This window comes from Cytobacillus sp. Bva_UNVM-123 (assembly GCF_046351715.2).
Lineage (GTDB): Bacteria > Bacillota > Bacilli > Bacillales > Cytobacillaceae > Cytobacillus.
Genome location: NZ_CM177772.1, coordinates 777,347 through 789,514 on the forward strand (window position 1 = coordinate 777,347; position 12,168 = coordinate 789,514).

At 37.9% G+C, this 12,168-nt stretch carries 12 protein-coding genes; 10 read left to right on the forward strand and 2 right to left on the reverse strand.

Going from position 1 to position 12,168, the window contains the following annotated elements:
• Positions 1–209: 209 nt before the first annotated feature.
• Complete coding sequence (locus KDN24_RS03785; RefSeq protein WP_409975363.1) at positions 210–1,079, forward strand: sulfite exporter TauE/SafE family protein; 870 nt, start codon at positions 210–212, stop codon at positions 1,077–1,079.
• A 67-nt stretch (positions 1,080–1,146) separates the two neighbouring features.
• Here the strand turns inward: KDN24_RS03785 and KDN24_RS03790 are convergent, their stop codons facing one another.
• Together KDN24_RS03790 and mgtE are read right to left on the reverse strand one after the other, a co-directional pair.
• Positions 1,147–2,340 carry an FtsW/RodA/SpoVE family cell cycle protein gene (locus KDN24_RS03790; protein ID WP_409975364.1) on the reverse strand — a complete coding sequence of 398 codons (1,194 nt, stop codon included), beginning with the start codon at positions 2,338–2,340 and terminating at the stop codon, positions 1,147–1,149.
• Between the two features lie 244 nt (positions 2,341–2,584).
• On the reverse strand, positions 2,585–3,943 hold the full coding sequence (mgtE, locus tag KDN24_RS03795; protein ID WP_409975365.1) for a magnesium transporter: 1,359 nt from the start codon (positions 3,941–3,943) through the stop codon (positions 2,585–2,587).
• A 387-nt stretch (positions 3,944–4,330) separates the two neighbouring features.
• Here mgtE and KDN24_RS03800 point away from each other — a divergent pair, with 387 nt between their 5' ends.
• The 9 genes from KDN24_RS03800 (at position 4,331) to phnL (ending at position 12,031) form a co-directional block, all read left to right on the forward strand.
• Complete coding sequence (locus tag KDN24_RS03800) at positions 4,331–5,197, forward strand: PHP domain-containing protein (protein WP_409975366.1); 867 nt, start codon at positions 4,331–4,333, stop codon at positions 5,195–5,197.
• A 137-nt stretch (positions 5,198–5,334) separates the two neighbouring features.
• Complete coding sequence (locus tag KDN24_RS03805; protein ID WP_491348312.1) at positions 5,335–6,036, forward strand: GntR family transcriptional regulator; 702 nt, start codon at positions 5,335–5,337, stop codon at positions 6,034–6,036.
• A gap of 116 nt (positions 6,037–6,152) precedes the next feature.
• Positions 6,153–6,575 carry a phosphonate C-P lyase system protein PhnG gene (phnG, locus tag KDN24_RS03810; protein ID WP_409975368.1) on the forward strand — a complete coding sequence of 141 codons (423 nt, stop codon included), beginning with the start codon at positions 6,153–6,155 and terminating at the stop codon, positions 6,573–6,575.
• Between the two features lie 62 nt (positions 6,576–6,637).
• Positions 6,638–7,246 (forward strand): phosphonate C-P lyase system protein PhnH, encoded by a 609-nt coding sequence (gene phnH, locus KDN24_RS03815; RefSeq protein WP_409975369.1) that lies wholly within the window; start codon positions 6,638–6,640, stop codon positions 7,244–7,246.
• Positions 7,234–8,364, forward strand: a complete 1,131-nt coding sequence (locus KDN24_RS03820; RefSeq protein WP_409975370.1) for a carbon-phosphorus lyase complex subunit PhnI — start codon at positions 7,234–7,236, stop codon at positions 8,362–8,364. Before phnH ends, KDN24_RS03820 begins: the two co-directional genes overlap by 13 nt.
• On the forward strand, positions 8,357–9,211 hold the full coding sequence (locus KDN24_RS03825; protein WP_409975371.1) for an alpha-D-ribose 1-methylphosphonate 5-phosphate C-P-lyase PhnJ: 855 nt from the start codon (positions 8,357–8,359) through the stop codon (positions 9,209–9,211). The genes KDN24_RS03820 and KDN24_RS03825 overlap by 8 nt, the downstream gene beginning before the upstream one ends.
• Complete coding sequence (locus KDN24_RS03830) at positions 9,212–10,051, forward strand: ATP-binding cassette domain-containing protein (RefSeq protein ID WP_409975372.1); 840 nt, start codon at positions 9,212–9,214, stop codon at positions 10,049–10,051.
• A 57-nt stretch (positions 10,052–10,108) separates the two neighbouring features.
• On the forward strand, positions 10,109–11,287 hold the full coding sequence (phnM, locus tag KDN24_RS03835) for a phosphonate metabolism protein PhnM (protein WP_409975373.1): 1,179 nt from the start codon (positions 10,109–10,111) through the stop codon (positions 11,285–11,287).
• A gap of 27 nt (positions 11,288–11,314) precedes the next feature.
• Positions 11,315–12,031, forward strand: coding sequence for a phosphonate C-P lyase system protein PhnL (gene phnL / locus KDN24_RS03840; RefSeq protein WP_409975374.1), 717 nt, complete (start codon positions 11,315–11,317; stop codon positions 12,029–12,031).
• The last annotated feature ends 137 nt before the right edge of the window (positions 12,032–12,168 follow it).

Below are 12,168 nucleotides of genomic sequence, written 5' to 3' on the forward strand. Positions count from 1 at the left end.
TGTATGTTCTCCTTTACACACTTCACTTAATAATACAAAAGAAGTATAGCATTAATCATCTCGATCGTCATGCAGAAAGAAAGTTACTTGGAAAATTCGGAGTTAACTTAATAAATTTGACAAAAGTCTTGCAAAAAAATAAATGAGTAAGCATTAGAGGGAAAAATAATTTACAATGGAGGAAGGCCATAAAAGTTAGGAGTCTTTCTATGTTATTAATTTTATTTTTTTTATTAGGTGCTTGTATTAGTGTATTATCTGGTTTCTTCGGTGTTGGTGGGGGCTTTATTTTAACACCCTTGCTCATGCTGTTTGGGTTTTCGCCAATTGAAGCAGTAACGACAAGCCTATTGTTTACACTCGGGACATCATTTTCTGGTATTACGACTCATATACGCTATAAGAATATCCTTTGGAAAAACGGAATTATTCTTGGCATAAGTGGAATTGCAGCTACACAGCTAGCTCGTCCATTCGTGCTCTATCTTGAAAACAAAGGTTTAGACGATATAGTCATTCCTGTTTTTTATATTATTTTACTTTCGTATTTTGCCTTGACGATGTTTAAACAGGGAAAGAAGACAGATACGACAGATAGCAGCAGTACTTCTCCATCGTTAATTAAAATGATTTTTATTGGGGCTTTTGCCGGTTTTGTCTCGACAACATTAGGGGTTGGCGGAGGTTTTATTATTGTACCGCTCTCAGTTGCTCTTTTAGGATTTGAACCGAAGAAAGCGATTGGAACGAGTTTGTTTACGATTTTCCTTATCGTCCCAGTAGCCTTTTTATCATATGCTTTTACGGTAACGATTAATTATAAAATCAGTTTACTGCTCGTTGCAGGTGGTTTAATTGGTTCTTCCTTTGGAGCAAAACTCACTAGGTATTATGAAAATAGGGAGATAAGCCTCCTTTTAAGCGGCATTTATATTGCCACATTAATAAGTGTCATCCTGAAGCTTGTTCATTTAAGCATAGCAGGGCTTGTCTTATTAGGCGTCTTTATTTTGTATTTTCTCATAAAATCAATTTTGCGAGTTCGAAGCTATAAGGACAAGAAAGTGGAGCCTGAGTGATAAGAAGAAGGGGCTATCTCTAAATCAGTTTGATTATAGAGATGCCCCTTTACTATATAATTACTTATTAACTCCCTTGTTTTGCCACATATTTCGAATCTGAAGCAAACATGTAATTTTTATGATGATATTTCATTCCAAATATTAATCCCATGGCCATCATATTCCCCATTAAAGAGCTTCCCCCATAGCTTATAAAAGGCAGTGGAATGCCTGTTATCGGCAATACTTGAATCGTCATCCCGATATTTTGGAATACGTGGAATGTGATCATACTAATAATCCCTACACAAATATATGTATTAAAGGGATCTTTCGTATCAAGTGCTGTTTTCGTTAAATGGTAAATGAGGAGGAAGAATAAACTAATCACAATACTTCCGCCGATAAAGCCATACTCTTCCCCGATAACACTAAAAATAAAATCTGTATGGCTGTCAGGAATATAGACTTGTCTGCCGCTAAATCCCTTACCCGTAATCAATCCTGAACCAATGGCTTGTAATGATTTATATAGCTGTAGACCTGCACCTTGCTTGTGGCCGATCGGATCAAGCCAAGAATAAATCCGGAAAAATTGATACGTATCGACTTTCAAATATTTTACGAGTATTTCTGGTGCGCGAATAACGAGATAAAGAATAATCCCCGCGAATGTACCGCCTAAACCGTATATAGGCACGATAATCTTCCAAGAGATTCCTGATGCTAAAATAATTCCTGCTAAAATGGCAATGATAACGAGTGCAGTACCTAAATCTCTGACGATAATGAGTCCTAAAGGAAGGGCGGTTACCAATCCTAATTTGATTAATAAAAAGAAATCTGTTTTCAATGTTTTTTCAATAAACTTTTCATGGTGGCTTATAATGACTTTACTTAAAGCAATGATTAGAAAAACCTTCACAAATTCAGATGGTTGAAATTGCCCAATATAAGGAATAAGATACCATAGCCTTGCTCCCTTTTTTTCAGGAACGAGACTTTCGGGTGCAACAAATAAGCCGATTAATAGTAATATTCCAAGTCCATACAAAACCCAAGAAAGCTTTTTTACTTGCTCACCATCAAAATACATTACGACAGCAATAATAAAAATGCCAACCGCGTAATTTTTTATTTGGCTTAGCACAAAATTGCCAGTATATTGTCCAGACGCCTGACCACTATAGATGGCAACACAACTAATAACGAAAAATATAAATAAAAGAAGAGCTAGTGTCCAATCGAATCTGTCCGTTCCCCTAATAGGCTTTTTCATACAACATGCACCTGTTTCTATTTCTATTCTCTTTCTATCGTTAAAAAAGTGTGAATTTCTGAGTTAGTTGAGTTTCTAGCTCTAACGTACGAGACATGTAATCACGCATAATAATCGTAACAAAGAAAAAATACCCTTTCAACTGCATTCCTACACATTATTAGACGTACTAGAATGCTGGATGGTTTCGATAAAAATTCGTCATTAAAAAGCAAAAAGCACGGAACGATAAACGCTCCATGCTCTACATTAAATAATTGATAAACATAGTGGCAATTCCGAAATACGTTACAAGAGAGAAAATATCATTTAATGTCGTAATAAGTGGTCCTGATGCAACAGCAGGATCAATTTTGAAATGGTACAAAATAAGTGGAATAATCGTCCCAGCCAATGTTCCGATGATTAGCGTAAAGAAAAGGGAAGAGCCTACAACAGCCCCTAGAACTGCATTGCCTTGCCAGAAAAATGCAATTAATGCAATAATAATTCCGCAAATTAAGCCAATAATTAAACTAACGCCAAATTCCCGCAAAATGAGTTGAATAACAACTTTTTTATCAATATCATTTGATGCTAGCCCTCTAACAACGACTGCGAGTGATTGAGTTCCAGTGTTTCCAGTCATGCCTGAAATCATCGGCATGAAAAAGGCCAGTGCAACAACCTTTTGTAATGTATCCTCATATCCACTAATAATACTGCCTGACAAAATACCAATAAATAAAAGCAAAATAAGCCAAGGGAGCCTTCTATAGGCAGCGACAAATGCTTTCGTTTCAAAATCTATTGATTTACCCGAAGCTGAGAGTTTTTCGATATCTTCATTTGCTTCCTGAATGACAACATCGATGATATCGTCAACAGTTGCAATTCCCATTAACACATTCTCTTCGTTTACAACGGGAATGGCGAGAAAGTCATATCTTTCAACAATTCTAGCAACTTCCTCCTGATCCGTATCTACGGTGACGGAAATTACCCGTTCATACATAATCGTTCTTATGACTTCATCAGGATCTGCAATGAGAAGGTCACGGTATGAGACGACTCCTACCAGCTTCCGATCTTGATCAATTACATATAGGTAATTAATCGTTTCGGCAAATTCAGCAAACGATTTCAGTTTATCAACAGCGTCTGTAACCGTATAGTAATCCCTAATCCAAACAAATCTATTTGTCATTAACCGCCCAGCTGTCTCTGGTGGATAATTCATAATATGCTGGACGATTTGTGACTCGCTTTTCTTCATTCCAGAAAGAAGGGAAGCAATTTTATTCGGTGATAAATCATCAAGAAGAACGGCTAAGTCATCATTGTCCATTAAATCAAGAACTTGCCCGGTTTTTTCAATTCCTAGTTTATTTAATACGTCAAGCTGAGCATCTTTGCTAAGCTCTTGAATGAGATCCGCAAGAATGTCTATGTTCATAAAAAGCAAAAAACGTGCTTTATGCTTCTCTGGTAGGTCCTCATATATTTGTGCAATATCATAGGGATGCAATTCATCAAGAATCGTTTCAAATTCTTTTTTCTTATTTTCCTTTAATGTTTTAATGATGTGAAGAGAGATTTGATTTTCTGTCATGTTATGAATCAATGATCTCACACTCCTTTCGCTGGAATGAGTTGTCTCTTATCGCAGGTTAACGGGCAGTATCCCCCCACTTAAGAAGATCTCTAAGTGAAGAATGAGCAGCCGCAAACGCCCGCCGATGGACAGGAAGTCCAAAACATGCGAGAACCACGTGTGGTGTTTTGAGCGTGTGATTGCTTCAACTAAGTATCATTGGGTAGACAAGCCACTGATGGAAGCTTCACTTTATAGTATCATGCCATGTTCATTATAAAAAAATTAACTACAAATTTAAACGAAAAATCTTTTTTTCTTCATAATTAATTTTTACATGCTTTTTACATTAGATTAATCTTCATAACATGGTAACAAGTTACGATGAGACTAAATGAATATGAAGGTGGTGCGAATATGAAGATAGAGTTGCATTGTCATACAAGAATATCAGACGGTTCTTCAACGTTTATGGAAATTTTGGAATTGGCAATGGAGCAAAGGGTCACACATATTGCGATCACAAATCATGATACGACAAAGGATTTAAAGGAAATGATGGAAATAGGGAAAGCAAGTGGAATTGAGATTATTCCAAGCATCGAAATTTCCGGCTACGACTTTAAAAGAAATCGCAAAGTTCATATATTAGGCTATTTTATTGAGCCTGATCATAAAGCACTTCATCATCTATGCGACCCATTTGCCCAAAAGCGTCATTCTGCATCGAGAGAAATGGTCTATCGTCTAATCGAAGCAGGATACAGAATCACTTGGGACCGCTGTCTAGCTATCGCTGAAGGGAGTACTGGCGTATTTAAGCAGCATATAATGCTTGCTCTAATGGAAGCAGGCTATACAGAATCTATTTACGGAGAGCTATATAAAAAACTATTCAATCGTGGGGGAAATGGTGAACAGCCAGGACTTGCCCTTATTCCGATTGAATATATAGATGCTCATTTAGCAGTGAAAGCAATCATTAATGCTGGCGGTGTGCCTGTGCTTGCCCACCCAGGACAATATGGAAATTTCGAAATCGTTCCAGAATTAGTTGAATTAGGGCTTCAAGGGATAGAAGTTTGGCATCCATTACATACAAAGGATGATGAGCTTACGGCGATACAATCTGCGAAACAATATCGTTTGATTATGACAGGTGGTTCTGATTTTCATGGGACATATGGGGAGCATGCAGTCTTACTTGGAAGCAAAAGCCCTGGTATTGAATGTTTAAATGCGTTGAAAGCGAGAAAAGAAAAGCTGCTGAAATTAATAGTATAAAGTGAAAAGTCCTAGTCAGATGATTAGGGCTAATTTTATCGAGCATAAATGGACGCCCGCGGAAAGCGGTGCCTGAAACACAAATCAACACCCCGCTCTAACAGATTCATTTTATTAGAAAGGACTGCGAGATATAAATGGATGAAAAAGCTATGTTAGTAGATGTACTTACTTTAACAATTAATGAGGGTGTATATAAACCTAACGAAAGACTCCCATCAGAGAATGAACTGGCAGACCAATATAAAATCCCAAGAATAGTCGTAAGAAAGGCATATGAACAACTTCAAGAGCGTGGACTTGTCTATGCAAAGCAAGGAAAAGGAAGCTATGTTCAAGCTAGGAAGCAACAGATTCCGCTCATTCTAACAGGTAATGTAAGTTTTACGGAGAAAATGAAAGAGCTCAATTTTAGGCTCGTAACGAAAAATATATTTTGTAAACAAATTCATTATGATCAAAGAATTTTCCAAGCTTTGCAAGCAAGTGAAAATGAACCCGTTTTTAAAATTGGTCGATTAAGAATATTAGATGATTGTCCAATTGCCTTTCATACATCTTATGTATCTCAATCAAATTTTCCTCATATTGAAACAGAAGGTCATTCCATTACCTCCATATTTGAATTTTATAAAAATAAAGGGTATGAATCATTTGCCTCAACAGAAAGTCATTTAAGTGTTCTTTTTCCGAGTGAATATGAAAGGGAATTATTAAATTGTTCAAGTTTAATTCCTCTTTTGCAAATTGAAGCGGGCTGTATGGATAAAAGAACTGGCACGATTTTAGAGTATTCGCGAATTCTTTATCGAAGTGATCGTTTTATGTATGTGATTTAACTTTTATCGTAAAAAATGACTTTACAAATAATCAATGCTTTTTACAGTTATTTAACATTCATAAAGTTGGCAACAAGATAAATTGAAGATGACAAAAACAAAGCGGAGGTCTATAGATGAATCGAAAGCGAAGGACGGAAATTTTAATCAATAGCCCTTTTGAAGTTGCAGAAGCATTCGCACAGGAAATTCAAGGAAGCTACTCAATTACACTTATTCAAAAGCCAGAAAGTGGTCTCGTCATGTTAAAGATGCGTGAGACTGCAAAGAAGTCGTTGTTTTATCTTGGAGAGGTTTTCGTTACTGAATGTAAAGTGCAAATCTATAATTCCATCGGAATCGGCATTATAAAAGGAGATAAGCCTGAGCTTTCTTTTCATCTTGCGATCATTGATGCGGCATATGGTGCAGGCTTGATGGAAACGAAAGCATGGACCTCAATCCTTGAAGAAAAGGAAGCGGAGCTATTCAAGCAAAGACGGAAGCGAAATCAAGAAATCATGCGAACAAAGGTAAGTTTCGAAACAATGGATGTGTAACTTCATCCAGCATTTACGCCAAAGACAGTGCGGCAAATTTTAAGCAAAGGTAGGGGAATAGCTTGAAGCTTGATATTGTTCATGATCTTCAATCTGTATACAGGGATATTGTGAGTTCGACTGCAAGACCGGGTACTCTTTCAAACTTGGAAAAGTATGCAGAAAAGGTTGAGGTTTTACGAGAATGCCCAAAAAGTATTGTTCTGCTAGCCTTTACATTGCTTGATCAAGAGGTCACCTTCAATGTTTACTCAGCACAGGAAGAAATAATTAAACGACAAATGAATCAATTTACTTATGCAAAGGCAGCTGCTGTTGAGGAAGCGGATTATATCTTCGTAATGGGAGATGCCCCAACCGGATCATTGGAAAAGGCCATACAACAAGCAAAAGTGGGATCATTGCGAAACCCTCATGAATCTGCAACGGTTATTGCCGAGGTAGAAATGATTACAAATGAAGAAATGCTTTATCTTAAAGGACCTGGTATTCAGGAAAGGAACCAAATTTCTGTAAGTTCTTCTGAAGATTGGGTAGCGATTCGTGAACGGAAAAATGCGCAATATCCTCTCGGGATTGATCTCCTTTTTATAGATCGTCAACATAAGCTTCTATGCTTGCCACGCACAACCCAAATTAGGAAGCAGGTGAAGGATGAATGGGCTATGTAGCTGTTAAAGGTGGAACAATGGCAATTGAAGAATCTCTAAAGCGCTTGAAGTTTGAAAGGCTCCGAAAAGGCTCTGTACTGGAAATTGAAAAAATTGAAGCAGGCTTGCGTGGCCTTATTGATCAAGTAATGTCAGAAAGCAGTCTGTATGATGAAAGACTGGCAGCATTAGCTATTAAACAAGCAGAGGGGAACCCAGAAGAAGCAGTATTTCTCTTAAGAGCTTATCGCTCTACATTGCCAAGAAAGCATTACTCAAATGTGATTGAATCAAATGAAATGATAGTAGAGAGAAGAATTTCGGCAAGCTTTAAAGATATTCCAGGTGGTCAGCTTCTAGGTGCTACGACTGACTACACACATCGGCTCCTCGATCATGCTCTTATAAAGGAAAGTGAACAGGAGGCTCTGCAATGGCTTGAGAAGTTTCATGAAGACATTCGTTTACACTCAACAGAATTAAATTTGGAACAAGTGAAATTTCCGAAAGTACTTGATTATTTAAGAGCGGAGAGCTTAATTTCCCCATGTGAAAATAATGATGGAGAGCCTGACGATGTGACAAGAAAAAGTTTGGAATTCCCTTCGAGCAGAAGTGAGAGACTGCAAATTTTAACGAGAGGGCAGACAGGAGCTGTTACATCTCTCGCCTATGCCTCCATTCGTGGGTACGGCTCTGTACATCCAACAGTAGGGGAGCTTCGTGTTGGACATTTGCCCATTCATATTAGTCATCCGTTTGAGGTTGGCGAAAAAGAGGATGACTATTATATTGGCGAAGTAAAAGTGACGGAAATCGAGATGCTTATTCCGGCTGCAGTCGAAAAAGAATACGGCGATAAAGAGCTTGATTTTGAAATCGGCTATGGCATCAGTTTTGGACAAAACGAAACAAAGGCGATTTCGATGAGTATCCTTGATTATAGCTTAGAGCATCCCGACTATGATTTTCCGAGTCATAATGAAGAATTTGTCCTGTACCATATCGACTCTGTTGAATCGACAGGTTTTATTTCACATTTGAAAATGCCTCATTATGTTACTTTTCAGTCCAAGCTAGATAGTGTAAGAAAAACGAAATTAATGCGGAACAAGAATGAGGTGAGTGAAGTTGAATGAAGCGTATAATTTTGCCTTTTTCGATGAAGGATCAAAGCGGGAAATAAGAAGAGCAACCTTGAAGGCAATTGCCATCCCTGGCTATCAAGTGCCCTTTGCTTCAAGAGAGATGCCGATCGGACGAGGATGGGGAACGGGAGGCTTGCAGCTGACTCTTTCACTTATTGGAAAGGAAGATGTGTTAAAGGTTATTGATCAAGGTTCTGATGAATCAGTTAATGCTGTTAGCATTAAAAAGCTTGTGAAAGATACAACTGGAGTCAAAACGACTGAGCATACGAGCGAAGCAACCTTAATTCAATCTAGACATCGAATTCCTGAAGTTCCGTTAACAGAGGAACAGATAGTTGTGCTGCAAGTACCTATACCAGAACCTCTTAGAATGTACGAACGAAGTGAGCATGAAACGAAGAAGCTTCATGCAGAGAAGGAATATAGTGGAGCATGGCTTATGCTATTTGAACAAATTATGAGATATGGCACGATGACAACCGCTGCTGACCATCCTGTTATCGTTCATGATCGATACGTCATGGCTCCGAGTCCGATCCCACGATTCGATAATCCGAAATTAAATAATAGTACAGCATTAATCTTATTAGGAGCAGGCAGAGAAAAGAAGGTATATGCGGTTCCTCCCTATACGAAAGTTGTTTCACTTGCCTTTGATGACTATCCATTTCAAGTTGAATCCTTTGTTCATAAAAGCTGTAGGCAATGTGGAAATGAGAATGTTTATTTAGATGAACTGCTCGACGAGGAAACGGGAGAAACGTATTATCTTTGCAATGATACGAGCTATTGCCTTGAAAAGCTAAATGAGAACGAACTGGCAGGAGTGGAGTAAATGGCAAAATTTGAAGGTCCAGTTTTAACTGTTAAGCATGTAAATAAGCAATTTGGTGGAGGCTGTTCAAAATGCAAGGAAAGAAGTTTTTTAATGAAAAATTACTGTTCTGCTTGTGGAACGGTTTATGCATGCCAAGACATTTCCTTTGATGTCTATCAAGGTGAAGTAGTGGGAATTGTTGGAGAAAGCGGGAGTGGAAAGTCTACGCTCATGAAATGCTTATATTTTGATCAAGATGTGACAGATGGAGAAGCTTATATATCAACATATGAAAACGGTCAAAGAAATCTTTTCCAACAATCGGCGCAAGAAAAAAGATATATTCGCAATCATGTAATGGGAAAAGTGTATCAAAATCCTTTTTTAGGTTTAAAGATGGATTTCTCTTCAATTGGCAATATCGCAGAAAAGCTTATATCTGCTGGCAGCCGCCATGTATCACAAATGGAAGCAAGGGGAATGGAGCTTTTAGAGAAAGTGAATATCCCAACCCATAGACGTAAGGAAGCACCGAAGAACTTTTCTGGTGGTATGCAGCAACGAGTTCAAATTGCGAAGGCACTTTCTAATCGTCCCCCACTTCTTCTTTTAGATGAAGTGACGACAGGTCTTGATCTTTCAGTTCAAGCTAGTGTTCTAGACTTGATTAAACAATTGCAAAGAGAATGGCAAATTAGCATTGTGCTCGTATCACATGATTTAAGCGTCATCCGTATGTTAGCTGATCGAACATTCGTCATGCTTGAAGGGAGAGTAATTGAAGAAGGGCTGACAGACCAAATACTTGAGGATCCACAGCATCAATATACACAGCAGCTTGTACATTCAATGCTTTAAGCGTATTTATGAGAAGCTTGCCGATTTAAATAGTCCAATACAATGGAGGAATTGCTTTTGTATTTAATTACAAATGGAAGATTAATTACAGAGGAAGCTGTTTTAGAAGGATTTGATCTTTTAATCATAGATGACAAGATTAATAGAATCGCGCGAAAAGGGGAAATGAATGCGAATCCTACTATCGAAATCGTCGATGCATTAGGAGGCTATGTTTCACCTGGCTTCATTGATATTCATTCTGACTATATCGAACATATGGCTGCCCCGAGACCAACTACTTTAATGGATTTTCACTTAAGTATACGAGAGTCGGAGAAGGAGCTTATTACACATGGCATTACGACAATGTTTCACTCACTTTCCCTTTATAAAACGACTGAATACACGTATAAACCTATTCGCGAACCTAATAATGTTAAAAGATTAATCGATATTATCGAAGCGACGCATTATGAGAAGCATTTAATCCGTCACCGTTTTCATGCCCGCTTTGAAATAGATAATACAGATGGATTAGATAATTTGAAAGAATATATTTCTGACAAAAAGGTTCACCTCGTTTCATTTATGGACCATTCTCCAGGACAAGGCCAATATCGGCATCTCGAAATATATCGTAAGACAGTGAAAAGCTATAACAATATGAGTGATGAAGCGATTGATGCGATTATTTACCGTCATCAGGTAAAGGATAAAATTTCGGCTGATGATATGAGGGAAGTAGCCCAAATGGCGAATCGCAATGGAATTGCGGTTGCCTCACATGATGATGATTCAATGGAAAAACTTGAGCTAGTAAAGAGCATCGGCACGACGATTAGTGAATTTCCAATTACGCTTGAGATTGCCAAAAAAGCGAAGGAGATGGGGATGTATACGATTGCTGGAGCTCCAAATGTTCTCCTTGGCGGGTCACATAGTGGAAATTTAAGTGCAGAGGAAGCGATTCGAAATGGCGTGATTGATATTCTTTGCAGTGACTATTATCCAGCAGCTATGCTTCATGCAATCTTCAGTTTAACTGAAAAGCAAGGACAGAAACTAACGGAAATGATTAAGCTTGTCACGTTAAATCCAGCGAAGGCTGTCAAGATGGAGCAGGAGATTGGCTCCATTCGAGAAGGAAAGAAAGCGGATTTACTCATTATTGAAAAACTAGCAGACGGTTTTCCAGTTATTACAGGAGTTTTTGTTGATGGCAAACTAATTCAAAAGACAAATTATCGAATTTGATTCTTACGAGTGGAAGTGGGTGAGCATGTGGAGCATTTATTGGAGATAAAACATTTATCCAAAACCTTTACCCTTCACAATCTTGGTAAAAAAATTCAAGCGGTAACGGATATTAATCTTGCAATCAAGCAAGGGGAGTTCGTCGGGATAACTGGAAAGAGTGGCAGTGGAAAATCAACGATTTTAAAAAGCATTTATGGTACGTACAAAATTCAAGAAGGCAGTATTTTATACCATTCGAAAAAATTTGGCCCGATTTCTCTTACAACGGCTTCAGCAAGGAAAATGATCTATTTGCGTAAACATGAGATTGGCTATGTGTCGCAGTTTTTAAGTGTAATGCCAAGAACGACTGCGAGAGAGCTAGTGAAGCAATCTCTATTAGAAATGGGAACAGCTGAGGAGCAAGCTTTTCAGGAAACGGAAAAAATACTCAAGCATTTTGAACTGGATCAAGAGCTTTGGGATAGTTATCCTGCAACATTTTCAGGTGGGGAAAAGCTTAGGCTAAATATTGCTAGAGCAATGGTAAAAAAACCCCGCCTTCTCCTCCTCGATGAACCGACTGCTAGTTTAGATGAAGACTCAAAAAGAAAAGTAAAAATGTTAATTGAACAGCTTATGAAAGAAGGAACAACCATGCTTGGAATATTTCATGATCTAAAGTTTATGGAGCATTTATGTGACCGAGAGTACAGTATGCAGGATGGAGTTGTTTCAAACTCTATTTCAATTCATTCCTAAATATTCATAAATTTTACAATCTCTTAACTTATTATAACGTGAATTTAACAGTTCCTTTATTTTCAAATTGTATAGTTAGTAACGGAGATGACAAACTATTTTGGAAATGAAGTGTACTATTTATTGAGAAGGAGAGT